Below are 13,519 nucleotides of genomic sequence, written 5' to 3' on the forward strand. Positions count from 1 at the left end.
GCCCCGGGGTCCATGTGCGAGCTGAGTCTGAGGCAGCCTCAGATACCGGCGATGCCGGTGACACCCGTGAGGGTGCCGGCGGCACCGGTGACCAGGCCCACGACCTCGCCGACCGGCAGGGACGGCAGGGCGGAGGTGGCCGAGCCGACCAGGGTGTCCAGACCGTCGATCTGGGCGCCGCCGGAGATGCTGATGCCGCCCGAGACGCCGTCCAGCTCGGTGTCGGAAATCTCGCGGGTCTCGACCTGGGGCGTGTTGCGCATGAGTGCGTTTTCCCTTCGTTGCACTGGAAATTCCACAAGAGATTCCGGCCGCCGGAATCTGTCCGGACAGGCCGAATTCAACGGTCGTGCGACGCCCCGGGATCCGGAATGCGTATCGGCAACTCCCGCTTGGCGGTCGATGTAAGCACGTGATCGGCCGCCCGGCCAGCCGTGCCCGGGCCGTGGGCTGCGGAAACGGTTACCCGGGAAGAATCGCGTCACCGGACCGGAACGAGTTCTTCACACGGCCCACCGATTCGTACCGCGTGTGACGCCGTGCCGCCCATTTCGCTCGAACACCCCTGCGCACGCGGCGCGGTCGCCGTTCGGTTGTGGTCAGAATCCGCCAGAAGCTGTGCAGTTTCTGTACCTGTGGTGTGCGGTCGTGCCAATACCGGTATGCGTGGCGCCAGTTCGTCCGACAGTGCGCATGATCAGGGCATGTGCGGTGATGTCGGACATCGCGGCGGCAGCCCGGCAGGCGATGCCCCTCGCGGGTTCCGGGGGGTTCGCGTACGGGTCCGGGCACGGCGACGGCGGCCGCCCGGGGTGGGCGGCCGCCGTCGGATCGGGCGGGGCGTCAGGCCGCGGTGATGGGCACGGCCTCCCCGGAGACCCGCACCCGCGGGTCGCCCGAGCGCAGTTCGACGCTCAGCACGCCGGGGCGGCCGAGGTCGTCGCCCTGGTGCAGGGTGAGCCGCTCCGGAACCGGGCCGAGCGTGCGCAGATAGGCGCCGAAGGCCAGCGCGGCCGCGCCGGTCGCCGGGTCCTCCACCACCCCGCCGACCGGGAACGGGTCGCGCACGTGGAAGACCGCCGGGCTCTCCCGCCACACCAGCTGGATCGTGGTGAGGTTCAGCGACGTCATCAGGGCGTCCAGCCGCTCGAAGTCGTAGTCGAGCGCGGCCAGCCGGGCGCGGGTGGCGGCGGCCAGCACCAGATGGCGGGCCCCCGCGTAGGCGAACCGCGGCGGCAGCGCCGGGTCGAGCTCCGCGCGGTCCCAGCCGAGGGCGGCCAGCGCCTCGTCCACGGCCGCGGCGGGGGCGTCCTCGACCTGTGGCTCCACGCTCGTCAGGGTGGCCCGCAGCGCGCCGTCCCCGCCCGCGGCCACGGCCACCGGCACCTCGCCCGCGGGCGTGCGGAACAGCAGGTCACCCGGTCCGATGCGCTCGGCCAGCGCCACCGCGGTGGCGACGGTGGCGTGCCCGCAGAAGGACACCTCGGCCTTGGAACTGAAGTACCGCACGTCCAGGGTGCGTTCGTCGCGGGCCACCACGAAGGCCGTCTCGGAGTAGCCCACTTCCGCGGCGATCGCGAGCATCTGGTCGTCGGTGAGCGCCCCCGCGTCCAGCACGACGCCGGCGGGGTTGCCGCCCGCCGGGTCACGCGAGAAGGCCGTGTAGCGCAGGACCGCGGGTCCGGATGCAGTAGTCGTCATGCCCGGCAGCCTAGGCGCACGGCTGTTCGCGTGTGCGCGGTTGACGCGCGGGAACGCGCACCGGAGCGGACGGTGGCGCAGGGCCGGCGCGGACGGTGGGGGAGGGCGGGTGCGGACGACGGCGGGAGGCGGTGGCGTCCGGCGGCGTCCGGCGGCGTCCGGTGTCGTCCGTGGCAGGAGGGGGGAGGCGGTGCGAGCATGGGAGGGAGGCCGCGGCCGGCACCCCGGCGCCGTCCGCACCGGGCCGCGCGCGGCGCCGCGCGACCCGCACGCCCGGCCTCGGCACCCTGCCCGACGCTGCCGCACGGAGGCGCCCGATGCCGTACGCCGAACCGCTGTCCCGCAAGGAGATCGAGGACCGCCTCGCCGAGCTGCCGGGCTGGGAGCTGTCCGACGACGGTACGGCGCTGCGCCGCACCTACCACCTCGAGCACATCCCCGCGGCGATCCTGGCGATGCACATCGCGGGGATCCAGGCCGAGCTGAACCACCACTCCGACCTGACGCTCGGCTACAACACGCTGGCGGTCTCCATCACCACGCACGCGGCCGGGTCACAGCTCACCGCGAAGGACTTCGGACTGGCGGCCCGGATCGCGGCGGCCGCGGCGGCCCACCGGGCGGAGTGAGCGACCGGCTCCCCGACCACTGACCGCACGGCCGCCCCGCCGGTCAGCGCCCCGCCGGTCAGCGGTCGGCCGGTCGGCGGTCGGCCGGGTAGCGGACGCCGATCCGCTCGCGGACCGCGTCCAGCGTGCGCATGACCGCCAGTGAGCCGTCCAGCGGGACCAGCGGCGACTCCGTCTCGCCCGCGCGCAGCGCCCGCATCACCTCCGCGGCCTCGTGCCGCATCGTGCCGCGGTCGTGGTCCTCGTGCACGTCGGCCAGCCGTACGGTCTGCGGCTCGGCGCCCCGGCGGTGGAGGGTGAAGGACTCGGCGTGGAAGAAGCCGTCGGCGATCTCGATCCGCCCGGCGGAGCCGGAGACCGTGGCCGGGGCGCCGGTGTCCGCGGTGAACGAGCAGGACAGGGTCGCCACCGCGCCGCCGTTCCAGCCCAGCACCATGCCGGTGCTGTCGTCGACGCCCTCGGGCGTCATGTGCGCCCACGCCTGGACCGCGTCCGGCTCACCGAGCAGCAGGTGGGCGAAGGAGACCGGGTAGACGCCGAGGTCGAGCAGCGCGCCGCCGCCCTGCCCGGGGTCCCGCATGCGGTGTGTGGGGGCGAAGTCCTCGGCGAAGCCGAAGTGCGCGGAGATGTTCCTGACCTGCCCGATGGCGCCGTCGGCGATCATCGCGGTCATCCGGCGGATCAGCGGGTTGCAGTACGTCCACATCGCCTCCATCAGGAACAGGCCGCGCCCGCGGGCGAGTTCGACCAGTTCGCGGGCCTCGCGCCCGTTGATGGTGAACGCCTTCTCGCACAGCACGGCCCGCCCGGCCTCCAGGCACAGGCCGGCCGCCTCGCGGTGGGCGGAGTGCGGGGTGGCCACGTAGACCACGTCCACGTCGTCGTCCGCGGCCAGTTCGGCCCAGGTCCCGTACGCGCGGGGGATGCCGTACCGCTCGGCGAACGCCTTCGCGGCGGTCGTGCTCCGTGAGCCGACCGCGATCACCTCGGCGTCGGGCAGCGACGTCAGGGCCTCGGTGAAGGTGGCGGCGATGCCGCCGGTGGCCAGGATCCCCCAGCGGATCCTCGGTATGTCCTGCCCCATGGCGTGTCCTCGCATCCGGTCCGTGGCGGTCCCCGTGGACTGAAAGAATAGGCAACGCTTCAACTACTTCGGACGGAGAGTGCCACCGTGCAGGACGCCGGGCCCAGAGACCCCGCGCAGACACCCGCCCTGACCACCCCCACCCCCCGCCGCACGCCTCTGGCCGGAGCGGACCTCGCGGCCCGGCGCCGCACCGGCTGGCTGGTGACCCTCGTGCTCGGTGGCCTGACCGCGCTGCCGCCGCTGTCCATGGACATGTACCTCCCGGCGCTGCCGCAGGTCACCGACGCGCTGCACGCCCCGTCGGCGACCGTGCAGCTCACCCTCACCGGCTGCCTGGCGGGCCTGGCACTCGGGCAGCTCGTGGCCGGCCCGCTCAGCGACCGCTGGGGACGCCGCGGCCCGCTGCTGACCGGCATGGTGATCTACGTGCTGGCCACCGCCTTCTGCGCCCTCGCCCCCTCCGCCGGCCTGCTGATCGGCGTGCGGGTGGTGCAGGGCCTGGCGGGCGCCGCGGGCATCGTCATCGCCCGGGCCGTGGTGCGCGACCTCTACGACGGCGTGGACATGGCCCGCTTCTTCGCCACCCTCCAGCTCATCTCCGGCGTGGCGCCGATCGTGGCGCCGCTCATCGGCGGCCAGATCCTGCGGGTCACCGACTGGCGCGGGGTCTTCGTGGTGTGCACGGTCATCGGCGTCCTGCTCACCGTGCTGGTCTGGCGGCGGCTGCACGAGACCCTGCCGCCGGCCGAGCGGCACTCCGGGGAGATGAAGGAGACGTTCGGCGCGATGCGCGGGCTGCTGGCCGACCGGGTGTTCACCGGCTACGTGCTGGCCGGTAGCTTCGGCTTCGCGGCCCTGTTCACGTACGTGTCCGCGTCGTCCTTCGTCGTCCAGGACGTCTACGGCGCCTCGGTGCAGACCTTCAGCCTGCTGTTCGGCCTCAACTCCGTCGGGATCGTCGCGGTCGGGCAGCTCAACGGCAAGGTGCTGGTCGGCCGGGTCGACATGGACAAGGTGCTGGGCGCCGGCCTGGTGCTGATCGGGGCCGCCTCGGTCGCGCTGGTGCTGCTGACCACGGGAGTCTTCGGCCCGGCCACGCTGCCCGAGATCGCCGCCGCGCTGTTCGTGCTCATGGCGTCCATGGGCCTGGTGCTGCCCACCACCAACACCCTGGCGCTGCTGCGCACCAAGCGCTCCGCGGGCTCGGCGTCCGCGCTCATCGGCACGTCGTCGTTCCTCGTCGGCGCGGCGATCTCGCCGCTGGCCGGGGTGGCCGGCGACGGCACCGCGGTTCCGATGGCGATCACGCAGCTGACCTGCGTCGTCATCGCCTCCGCGGCCTTCGTCGGGCTCTGTGTGCGGGGGCGGCGTACGGTGGAGGGACCGTAGGGCCCGCAGGCGCCGATGCGGGCCCTGTCCCTCAGGAGGAAGCGATGTCCGACGTTCCGGACGAACGCACCTGGGCGTTCAAGACCGCTGACAGCACGCTGCACACGGGATCCGAGCACGCGGTGGACCCGGAGGACCTGGTGATGGCCTCCGGCCGGGACTGCACCCCGGAACTCATCGAACAGGCACGCAAGGCACTGGAGGAACATGGTCCCGCCGCTGTCGAGAGGTTCCTGCCCTGAGGCGGGCCTCGACACCGACGAGCTGAAGCGGATCGTCCCCGAGCTGGCCGCCTTCCTGCGCCCGGCGTCCGGGCACCCCTGGTGCGCGGGCGCCGTCGTGCTGGCCGGCCGGGGCCGCGTCGTCGCCCTGCACGAGGCGGTCGGCGACGCCGTCCGGTACACCGGCTACGACGAGCACGCCGACCGGGGGACCGAGCTGCCGGCGGACCTCCGGGTCCCGATGCGGCCCGACACCCTCTTCGACCTGGCCTCGCTCACCAAGCTCTTCACCTCGGTGATCGCCGCCCGCCGACTCGCCCTGGACGTGCCCGTCGCGTCCTACGTCCCCGGCTTCGCGGCGGCCGGCAAGGCGGCGGTCACCGTCCGCCAGCTGCTCGACCACACCTCCGGGATGCGCCCCGAGCTGCCGTTCTACGACGCGGACACCCCCGAGGCCCGCGCCCGCATGCTGTGGCAGGAGGCGCCGCTGCACGAGCCGGGGACGGTCCGGATCTACTCCGACCTCAACCTGATCGCCGTGCAGCAGTGCCTGGAGGCGGCCACCGGACGTCCGCTGGACGCGCTGGTCCGCGAGGAGATCACCGGCCCCTGCGGCATGGCCGACACCTGCTTCAACCCGCCGCGGGAGCTGCTGCCGCGGATCGCCGCGACCGAGGACCAGCGCCGGCCCTGGGGCAAGCTCGACCGGGGCATGGTGCACGGCGTCGTGCACGACGAGAACGCCTTCGCGATGGGCGGGGTCAGCGGGCACGCCGGCCTGTTCTCCACCGCCTGGGACCTCGCGCTGCTCTGCCGGGCGCTGCTGGACGCCGGAGGGCCGTGGCCCGGCTTCGAGGTCGACCAGCCCTGGTTCATGGGGGAGCTGGCGGGCGGCGGCGCCGCGGGGCACACCGGGTTCACCGGGACCAGCCTGGTGATCGACCCGGTGAGCGACGCGTTCCTGGTGCTGCTCACCAACTCCGTCCACCCGGCCAGGACCTGGCGCGACGGCAGCGCCCCGCGGGCCGCCGCGGCGACCCGGCTGGCCAGAGCCGTCCGGGCGGCCCGCCCGGCCGGCGCGGCGGTGCCGGCCCGCTCACCCATGCCCGGCGGCCCGGGCTCTCCCGCGCGGACCGTCTAGCGGAAGATCCCGGTGTGGCCGAGCGAGTAGCGGCCGGGCTGCGGGTACACGCACATGCCGTGCGGGCCCGCGCCCACCGGGATCTTCGCCAGCGTCCTGCCGGTCGTGGTGTCCAGCGCGTACACCTCGCCGTCGTAGCGGCCGGACAGCCACAGCACCTTGCCGTCCGCCGACACCCCGCCCATGTCCGGGCTGCCGCCGCCGTCGATGTGCCACTTGCCGGTCAGCTTGCCGGTGTGGAAGTCCAGCAGCGACACCGAGCCCTCGCCGCGGTTGGAGATGTACATCGTCCGCGAGTCGCGGGAGACGTAGAGGCCGTGGGCGCCGGCGCCGGTGGGCAGCAGCTTCGGCTTGGAGAAGGTGTCGCCGTTCATCACCCAGACGCCGTTGGCCACCATGTCGGCGATGTACCAGGTCCTGCCGTCCGGGGAGATCTTGACGTCCTGCGGCATCGCGCCGTCCATCGGCAGCTTCTGCTGCGCGATGACCTCCATCTTCGCGGTGTCCACCTTGAGCAGTTCACCGGAGAACTCGCAGGAGACGATGAAGTACCGGCCGTCGGGCGAGAAGTCGGTGTGGTTGACGCCGTAGCAGCTCACCGGGACGGTCTTCCTGATCGCCATGGTGTGCGCGTCGCGGAACACCAGCTGGCGGTCGAGCGAGGCCATCACCACCGCGTACTTGCCGTCCGGCGTGAAGTACAGGTTGTACGGGTCGTGCACGGACACCGGGTGGCCGACCTTGCCGGTGGCCGGGTCGATCGGGGTGAGGCTGTTGCCGACGTCGTTGTTGACCCACAGCGTCTTCAGGTCCCACGACGGCACCACGTGCTGCGGCTGCAGGCCGACCGGGATGGTGCGGATCACCTTGTAGGTCTTGGGGTCGATGACCGTCACCGTGTTGGACTCGGTGTTCGGCACGTAGACGCGCTGCGGGAAGTTGCGCACCACCGGCGACAGGGCGTTGGGCCGGTCGGCGGCGTACACGTCGTTCGGGTCGAGCAGCGGCGGCATCCCGGGCAGGCCGGCGTTCGCCGCCTCCAGGGGACGGATGCCGTTCCGCTCGGTGGACGGCGGCTTCTTGCCGGACTGCGCGTGCGGCTGCGGGCCCGAACTCCCGCAGGCCACCGCCAGGACGGCGACGGCGGCGGCGAGCACGGTGGAGGACAGGGAACGCCGGGCGCGGCGGGACGTGGGGGTGCGCATCAGGTCAGCAGCTCCGAGGTCGTGACCGCGCGCAGACCGCGGCGGTGGAGGTCGTCGAGGATCCCGGGCAGCGCGGTCACGGTCCCGCTGTGCCCGAAGTGCAGGGAGACCACCGAGCCGTTGCGGGCCTGCGCGGCCACCGCCGCCCGGACCTGGCCGGCGCCCGGATCGGTGTAGTCGAGCGGGTCCACGTCGTACGACAGCAGATGCGGGTAACCCGCCTGCCGGGCCAGCCGGACGACCAGGGGCGTGGTCAGCCGGGCCCGCGACGGGCGGAACCACCGCCCCTGCGAGCCGGTGAGCTTGTGCAGCCGCTGGGCGCAGCCGGTGATCTCCGCGGAGGCCTCGTTTGCGCTCATCGCGCCGATGTCGCCGTGCGTCTGGGTGTGGTTGCCGAGTTCGTGGCCCCCGTCCAGGACCCGGCGGGCGAGCTGCGGGTACGCGTCCAGCCAGGTTCCGACCGCCAGCACGGTGAGCCGCGCGCCGGCCTTCTCCGCCTCCGTCAGCAGGGCGGTGGCCAGGGCGGGTTCGCCCTGGCCGTGGAAGGTCAGGGCGACCATCGCGCGGTCGCGCGGGCCGTGCTCGATCTGGTCGGGCAGGGCGGTGGCGGCACCCTGCCCGGGCGTGGGGGACGGCCCGGCGGCAGGGCCGGCGGGCGCGTCCGCGGTGGCTGAGGGCGTGGCGGCGGCCGGGTCGCGGCTCCCGGAGGCGCATCCGGCGAGCAGCGCCCCCGAGGCGGTCACCTGGAGGAGGTCGCGGCGTGAGATCGGCGTGGGCATCGCGGATCACTTTAAGGCGTTTTGTCCTATCTATCGGATTGACTCGACCCGGCGTCCCGCGGATGGCCCGTACGGCTGAACGCTAGGGTGGTCGCCTGTTCGCCCCGGGGGGAGCCCGGGGTGCTTCCGCGGGGCCCGGCGGGGAGCCGGCGGCCCGGGGACATCAGGGGAGACCCGGGGACATCGGGGAGAGGGGAGCGCTCCGTGGCCGGAACCGCCGCGCGCCGCCTGCTGCTGGTCACCACCAACTACGCGCCGGAACCGGCCGGTACGAGCCGCTACGCGACACAGATCGCCGAGCACTGGGCGGCCGGCGGGGCCGAGGTCCACGTGCTGACGGGCATGCCGCACTATCCCGCCTGGCGGCTCGACCCCGCGTACGCGGGCAAGCGGCGGGCCGAGGAGGAACGCGGCGGGGTGCGGGTGCACCGGCACGGCCACCTGGTGCCGGCACGTCAGACCGCGGTGCGCCGGGCGCTGTTCGAGATGTCCCTGCTGCGCGGCGGGCTGTCCGCGGCGCCGCGCTTCGACCAGCTCGACCAGCTCCGGCGGCTCGACGTGGTCGCGGCGCAGATGCCGAGCCTGGCCGCAGGTGTGATCGGCGCACGGCTCGCGGCGCGGTACGGCGTGCCGTTCGTGCCGCTCGTGCGGAACCTGCTGGGCGCCCGGTCGGTCACCGCCCGCGCCGTGGAGCGGTCGGTGCTGCGGCGCGCGGCCGTGGTCGGCGCGGCCCACGAGACGCTGGTCGCGGAGATCGCCGCGCTCGGGGTGCCGCAGGAGCGCGTACGGCTGGTGCCGAACTGGTCGCTGACCCCGCGGGCTTCGCGCCCGCGCGAGCAGATGAGGGCGATGCTGGGCTGGCGGCCCGGGCAGACCGTCCTGCTGCACTGCGGTGACCCCGGCGACGGGCCCGGACTCGCCCTGCTGGCCGACACCGCGCGGCGCGACCCCACCCTGCGGATGGTGCTGCTGGGCGACGCCGGCCTGCGCGAGCGGGTGCGGGCGCGGTCCGGCGGCCTGCCGAACCTGGAGATCGCGCCGCTGCCGGACGAGAACGAGCTGCCCGACATGCTGGCCGCCGCGGACGTCCTGGCGGTCACCGACGCGGACGTGCCGCCCGAGCTCACCTCCTGCTTCGCCGCCGGGCGGCCCATCGTGGCCGCCGTCCCCGAGAGCAGCGGCACCGCCCGCGAACTGGCCCGTGCCGGCGCGGGTCTCGTGGTCCCCCCGGGCGCCCCCGAGGCGCTGCTCGCCGCCACCCAGGCCCTGGCCGCCGACCCCACCCCCGGCACCGCGGGCCCCGCCTACGCCGCCGCGCACCTCACCCGCGCGGCCGGCCTCGCCCACATCGACGCGCTCCTGGCCGCCGCACTCGCCGCCGCACCCGCGCGACCCGCACCCGCGGCGGGAGTCGCCGCCGTCCCCCCGATGCCCGAGGCCGCTCCCGTGGCGGGGGCGGTGGAGGTGCCGCCGATGCCGAAGACGGCGCCCGCGGCGGGGGTGGCGGAAGTCGCGCCCGCGCCGGAGGCCGAGCCCGAAGCCGAGCCCGCGGTGGCGGAGGTCGCGCCCGCGCCGGCGGCCGAGGCCGCACCCGCGGCGGGAGTTGCCGAGACCCCGCCCATGCCCGACGCGCCGCCCGTCGTGCATGACGCGCCGCCCGCCGTGGCCGACGCGGTGCCCGAGCCGGATCCTCCCGCGGCCGAACGCGTCGCCACCGTGCCCCCGATGCCGAAGGAACCGCCGGCCGGGCGCGACGCGGTCCGCGCCCCGGACCCCGCCGGTTGAGCGCCCCCGCCCGCACGGTGACGGGCGGAGCGCCCGGCGGTGGTCAGCCCGAGGTGTGGGCGGACTCCAGAGCGGAGATGTCGAGCTTCTTCATCCCCAGCATGGCGCGCGACGTGGCCGTGGCCTTGGCGGGGTCGGAGTCGTCGAGCAGGTCGAAGAGGACGGCGGGGACGACCTGCCAGGAGACGCCGAAGCGGTCCTTGAGCCAGCCGCACTGGACCTCCTCGCCGCCGCCCTCGGTGAGCCGGCTCCAGTAGTAGTCCACCTCGTCCTGGTCGGCGCAGTGGATCTGGAACGAGATCGCCTCGTTGAAGGTGAACTCCGGGCCGCCGTTGACGGCCACGAACTTCTGGCCGTTGACGGTGAACTCCACGGCCAGGACCGACCCGGGCTCACCCGGGCCGGCCTCCGTGTAGCGGCCGACCCGGCCCCGCCGCCCGTCCTTGAACACCGACAGGTAGAACTCCGCGGCCTCCTCGGCCTGCCCGTCGAACCACAGGCACGTGGTGAATCCGCTCGTCGTCATCGGGGAGCCTCCGCTCGCTCGCTGCGGTCAGATCGATCCTGCTCCCATCACGACCGGACCGCCCGCGGAAACTCATCGGTCGCCGCCGAACGCGCGGCTAGTAGGCCCCCCGTCCGTCGACCACGGCCCGCACGGTACGGGCCATCACGTCCACGTCCCCGGTGAAGGACCAGTTGTCCACGTAGCGCAGGTCCAGCGCCACCGTCTCGTCCCACGACAGGTCGCTGCGGCCGCTGACCTGCCACAGCCCGGTGATGCCGGGCTTGACCACCAGCCGGCGCAGCGCGACCTCGTCGTAGCGGGCGACCTCGTCGGGCAGCGGCGGGCGCGGGCCGACCAGGGACATGTCGCCGCACAGGACGTTGACGAGCTGCGGCAGCTCGTCGAGCGAGCAGCGGCGCAGCAGCCGGCCGACCGGCGTGACCCGCGGGTCCCGCCGCATCTTGAACATCAGGCCGTCGTTCTCGTTGGCGCCGGTCAGTTCCAGCTCGGCCCTGCGGGCCTCCGCGTCGGCCACCATCGTGCGGAACTTCCACATGGTGAACGGCGTGCAGTCCTGGCCGTAGCGGGTCTGCCGGTGGAAGACCGGGCCCGGCGAGGTGGTCCTGATGGCCAGCGCCACCACGCCGAACAGCGGGGCCAGCAGCAGCAGTCCGAGCGCCGCGCCGGTGCGGTCCAGCGCGGACTTCAGCCCGACCTGGAGGCCCCGGCGCAGCGGCGGGGCGATGTGCAGCATGGTCAGTCCGGCCGGGGCGTCCACCTGGACGCGGCGCACGGCCACGTCCACCAGACCGGAGAGCACCGCCAGCGGCAGGCCCGCGTCGTGCAGCGCCCACGACAGCCGGCGGATCCGCTCGGCGGTGAGCCGCGGCCCGGGGGCCACGAGCACCAGCTCGGCGTGCTGCTCGCGGGCCGCGTGCAGCACCGCGGCCGCGTCCTCGGTGAGCGCCGCCGGGGTGACCGGGCCCAGCCGGGCCGGCACCGGCGCGCCGCACTGGAGTTTGGCACTGCCGACCGGCACCACGCCGACCACCACGTAGGCGTGCTCGGTGCGGGCGGCCAGATGCCCGACGACCTGGTCCGCGGTGCTCGGCTCGCCGATCACCAGGACCCGCCGGACGGACTCGGCGGCCTTGCGGGCCGCGATCAGATGGTGGTGGGTGGCCTTGCGCCCGGCCAGGGTCAGCAGCGGGGCCAGGGCGAGCGCGACCAGGCCGAGGGCCGGGCGGACGATCTCCCCGAACGCCGTCCGCAGCACGGCCAGCACCCCGAGCAGCACCAGCCAGTCGCCGAACACCGCCAGGACCCCGCCGCCCTCGCCGAGGACGTCGGCCGCGTAGCGACGGCGGGCCGCCCGCACCGCGGCCCAGGACCCGGCCGCGACGAGTGCGCAGGCGAGCGGGTGCGGCTGGCCGGCGCGCCGCAGCACCAGCAGCACGGGCAGGGCGACGCCCAGCAGGTCCACGGCCAGCGCGAGCGGCAGGTACCAGGCGGGCTTGTCCCCGTACCTGCTGTGGGCCCGGTGCACGCTGTGCCGGCCGTGCGGCCCCTCAGGGCCCGGTGGCCCGTCGCCGGTCAGCGTTCTCCCGCCGGCGTGCGGCCCCTCGCCGGCGGCCGGCTGGAGCACGGCGGGCACACCAAAGGCACCGGTACGTGCCGATGCCTTCGTTCTGGGGGAGGGCGGAGACGATCTCCGCGCCGGTCTCGGCTCGCTCTCGACCGACAGGACCCGGATGACCGGGTTGTTTCCGATACGCCGCATGGACCCCCCTGGCACATCGCGACCGAGTGGACGCCTCCAGCACTTCCCCAAGTACTGGCGTCGCCCAGGTACGGGGGAACGCTAGGCCAAACAGAGGCGTGCGCGCTGCGGATTGCGCAGATTCGCGCCGTTATTTTGACCGAGTTGAGCCGACTATGGCGCCTGCGGCAGCACGCAGTGTAAGGGGTTCGTTACAGGTGTGCCGGACCCTTACAGTTGTGGCTTGTGTCGACCGTCCACCTGCCCTCCGACCTCCAGGACGCCCTCACCGAGCGGCTCCAGGCCACCGCCCCCAGCCGGGCCTCGGCTCAGGTCGAGCGGCTGATCGAGAACTACCGGGGGACGACCCCCACCGCCGCGCCGATCCTCCGGGACGCCGCGGACGCCGCCGCCTACGCCGCGTACCGGATGCCCGCCACCTACGCGGCCGTGCGGTCGGCGCTCGGCGCCTTCCGCGAGCAGGCCGGCGAGTGGACGCCGGTCACTCATCTCGACCTGGGCGGCGGCACCGGCGCGGCCACCTGGGCCGTGGCCGACGCCTGGCCGGGCGGGGCGCACCGCAGCACCGTCCTGGACTGGTCGCCGGCCGCCCTCGCGCTCGGCCGCGACCTCGCGCGGGACGCCGAGGAGGAGGCGGTCCGCCGGGCGGAGTGGACCAGGGCGCCGCTCGGCGGCGCGCCCGCGCTGCCGGTCACCGACCTGGTCACGGTCTCCTATGTGCTCGGCGAACTCACCGCCGCCGACCGGGCGTCGCTGATCGACGCGGCGGTGGCCGCCACCCGCGGGGCGCTCGTCGTCGCCGAACCCGGCACCCCCGAGGGCTACCGGCGGGTCATCGAGGCCCGCGACCGGCTGATCGCGGCCGGCCTGACCGTGCTGGCGCCCTGCCCGCACGACGGCGCCTGCCCCGTCACCGGCACCGACTGGTGCCACTTCGCCGCGCGGGTGCCGCGCACCTCGCTGCACCGGCAGGTCAAGGGCGGCACACTGCCGTACGAGGACGAGAAGTTCAGCTATGTCGCCGCCGCCCGTGCGGCCGCCGTGCCCGGGGCGCCGGCCGCGGCCCGGGTGGTCCGCCATCCGCAGATCCGCAAGGGCCAGGTGCTGCTCGACCTGTGCACCCGCGACGACGGCCTGAACCGGACCACGGTCACCAAGCGGCACGGCGCCGCGTACCGCGCCGCCCGCGACACGGCGTGGGGGGACGCCTTCGAGGCGGGGGACACCCCCGGTGGCGGCGAGGCCCCCGAACTGCCCTGAGCCGCCCCGGGCCGCCCTGAGAACCGTCCTGCGA

The 13,519-nt window shown here is 74.5% G+C and carries 13 protein-coding genes; 6 read left to right on the plus strand and 7 right to left on the minus strand.

Features of this window, described 5'->3' with window-relative positions; translation table 11 throughout:
• Nucleotides 1-38 precede the first annotated feature (38 nt).
• Both K7862_RS01870 and K7862_RS01875 read right to left on the minus strand, forming a co-directional pair.
• Complete coding sequence (locus tag K7862_RS01870; RefSeq protein WP_222959753.1) at nucleotides 39-263, minus strand: type A2 lantipeptide; 225 nt, start codon at nucleotides 261-263, stop codon at nucleotides 39-41.
• Between the two features lie 580 nt (nucleotides 264-843).
• Nucleotides 844-1,701, minus strand: coding sequence for a PhzF family phenazine biosynthesis protein (locus tag K7862_RS01875; protein ID WP_222959756.1), 858 nt, complete (start codon nucleotides 1,699-1,701; stop codon nucleotides 844-846).
• Between the two features lie 317 nt (nucleotides 1,702-2,018).
• On the opposite strand from K7862_RS01875, the gene K7862_RS01880 reads away from it, so the two are divergent.
• Nucleotides 2,019-2,330 (plus strand): 4a-hydroxytetrahydrobiopterin dehydratase, encoded by a 312-nt coding sequence (locus K7862_RS01880; protein WP_222959758.1) that lies wholly within the window; start codon nucleotides 2,019-2,021, stop codon nucleotides 2,328-2,330.
• Between the two features lie 58 nt (nucleotides 2,331-2,388).
• Here K7862_RS01880 and K7862_RS01885 read toward each other — a convergent pair whose 3' ends face one another.
• Nucleotides 2,389-3,414: a Gfo/Idh/MocA family protein gene (locus K7862_RS01885; protein ID WP_222959760.1), complete on the minus strand. Its 1,026-nt coding sequence runs from the start codon at nucleotides 3,412-3,414 to the stop codon at nucleotides 2,389-2,391.
• Nucleotides 3,415-3,501: 87 nt separating this feature from the next.
• Between K7862_RS01885 and K7862_RS01890 the strand changes: the two genes are divergently transcribed.
• The 3 genes from K7862_RS01890 to K7862_RS01900 are packed head-to-tail and all read left to right on the plus strand — an operon-like array spanning nucleotide 3,502 to nucleotide 6,168.
• Complete coding sequence (locus K7862_RS01890; protein WP_372461479.1) at nucleotides 3,502-4,806, plus strand: multidrug effflux MFS transporter; 1,305 nt, start codon at nucleotides 3,502-3,504, stop codon at nucleotides 4,804-4,806.
• A gap of 44 nt (nucleotides 4,807-4,850) precedes the next feature.
• Nucleotides 4,851-5,048, plus strand: coding sequence for a hypothetical protein (locus K7862_RS01895; protein ID WP_222959762.1), 198 nt, complete (start codon nucleotides 4,851-4,853; stop codon nucleotides 5,046-5,048).
• Nucleotides 5,014-6,168 carry a serine hydrolase domain-containing protein gene (locus tag K7862_RS01900; RefSeq protein WP_222959764.1) on the plus strand — a complete coding sequence of 385 codons (1,155 nt, stop codon included), beginning with the start codon at nucleotides 5,014-5,016 and terminating at the stop codon, nucleotides 6,166-6,168. Before K7862_RS01895 ends, K7862_RS01900 begins: the two co-directional genes overlap by 35 nt.
• Here K7862_RS01900 and K7862_RS01905 read toward each other — a convergent pair.
• Nucleotides 6,165-7,373 carry a YncE family protein gene (locus tag K7862_RS01905; RefSeq protein ID WP_222959766.1) on the minus strand — a complete coding sequence of 403 codons (1,209 nt, stop codon included), beginning with the start codon at nucleotides 7,371-7,373 and terminating at the stop codon, nucleotides 6,165-6,167. The two genes, K7862_RS01900 and K7862_RS01905, sit on opposite strands and share 4 nt — an antisense overlap.
• Nucleotides 7,373-8,152, minus strand: a complete 780-nt coding sequence (locus K7862_RS01910; RefSeq protein WP_222959769.1) for a polysaccharide deacetylase family protein — start codon at nucleotides 8,150-8,152, stop codon at nucleotides 7,373-7,375. Before K7862_RS01910 ends, K7862_RS01905 begins: the two co-directional genes overlap by 1 nt.
• A 204-nt stretch (nucleotides 8,153-8,356) precedes the next feature.
• On the opposite strand from K7862_RS01910, the gene K7862_RS01915 reads away from it, so the two are divergent.
• Nucleotides 8,357-9,937, plus strand: a complete 1,581-nt coding sequence (locus tag K7862_RS01915) for a glycosyltransferase (RefSeq protein ID WP_308011794.1) — start codon at nucleotides 8,357-8,359, stop codon at nucleotides 9,935-9,937.
• Nucleotides 9,938-9,980: 43 nt separating this feature from the next.
• On the opposite strand, the gene K7862_RS01920 is transcribed toward K7862_RS01915, so the two are convergent.
• Both K7862_RS01920 and K7862_RS01925 read right to left on the minus strand, forming a co-directional pair.
• On the minus strand, nucleotides 9,981-10,463 hold the full coding sequence (locus K7862_RS01920) for a VOC family protein (RefSeq protein WP_222959771.1): 483 nt from the start codon (nucleotides 10,461-10,463) through the stop codon (nucleotides 9,981-9,983).
• A 97-nt stretch (nucleotides 10,464-10,560) separates the two neighbouring features.
• Nucleotides 10,561-12,099 (minus strand): sugar transferase, encoded by a 1,539-nt coding sequence (locus tag K7862_RS01925; protein ID WP_372461480.1) that lies wholly within the window; start codon nucleotides 12,097-12,099, stop codon nucleotides 10,561-10,563.
• A gap of 351 nt (nucleotides 12,100-12,450) precedes the next feature.
• Here K7862_RS01925 and K7862_RS01930 point away from each other — a divergent pair, with 351 nt between their 5' ends.
• Nucleotides 12,451-13,485: a small ribosomal subunit Rsm22 family protein gene (locus tag K7862_RS01930; protein ID WP_222959775.1), complete on the plus strand. Its 1,035-nt coding sequence runs from the start codon at nucleotides 12,451-12,453 to the stop codon at nucleotides 13,483-13,485.
• Nucleotides 13,486-13,519: the final 34 nt, after the last annotated feature.

It is taken from the genome of Actinacidiphila acidipaludis (genome assembly GCF_019890725.1).
GTDB classification, from domain to species: domain Bacteria; phylum Actinomycetota; class Actinomycetes; order Streptomycetales; family Streptomycetaceae; genus Actinacidiphila; species Actinacidiphila acidipaludis.

What these genes read in the sequence shown, in the direction of transcription:
- K7862_RS01870 (WP_222959753.1), bottom strand. Translation starts at nt 263, where the DNA reads ATGCGCAACACGCCCCAGGTCGAGACCCGCGAGATTTCCGACACCGAG.
- K7862_RS01875 (WP_222959756.1), bottom strand. Translation starts at nt 1,701, where the DNA reads ATGACGACTACTGCATCCGGACCCGCGGTCCTGCGCTACACGGCCTTC.
- K7862_RS01880 (WP_222959758.1), top strand. Translation starts at nt 2,019, where the DNA reads ATGCCGTACGCCGAACCGCTGTCCCGCAAGGAGATCGAGGACCGCCTC.
- K7862_RS01885 (WP_222959760.1), bottom strand. Translation starts at nt 3,414, where the DNA reads ATGGGGCAGGACATACCGAGGATCCGCTGGGGGATCCTGGCCACCGGC.
- K7862_RS01895 (WP_222959762.1), top strand. Translation starts at nt 4,851, where the DNA reads ATGTCCGACGTTCCGGACGAACGCACCTGGGCGTTCAAGACCGCTGAC.
- K7862_RS01900 (WP_222959764.1), top strand. Translation starts at nt 5,014, where the DNA reads ATGGTCCCGCCGCTGTCGAGAGGTTCCTGCCCTGAGGCGGGCCTCGAC.
- K7862_RS01905 (WP_222959766.1), bottom strand. Translation starts at nt 7,373, where the DNA reads ATGCGCACCCCCACGTCCCGCCGCGCCCGGCGTTCCCTGTCCTCCACC.
- K7862_RS01910 (WP_222959769.1), bottom strand. Translation starts at nt 8,152, where the DNA reads ATGCCCACGCCGATCTCACGCCGCGACCTCCTCCAGGTGACCGCCTCG.
- K7862_RS01920 (WP_222959771.1), bottom strand. Translation starts at nt 10,463, where the DNA reads ATGACGACGAGCGGATTCACCACGTGCCTGTGGTTCGACGGGCAGGCC.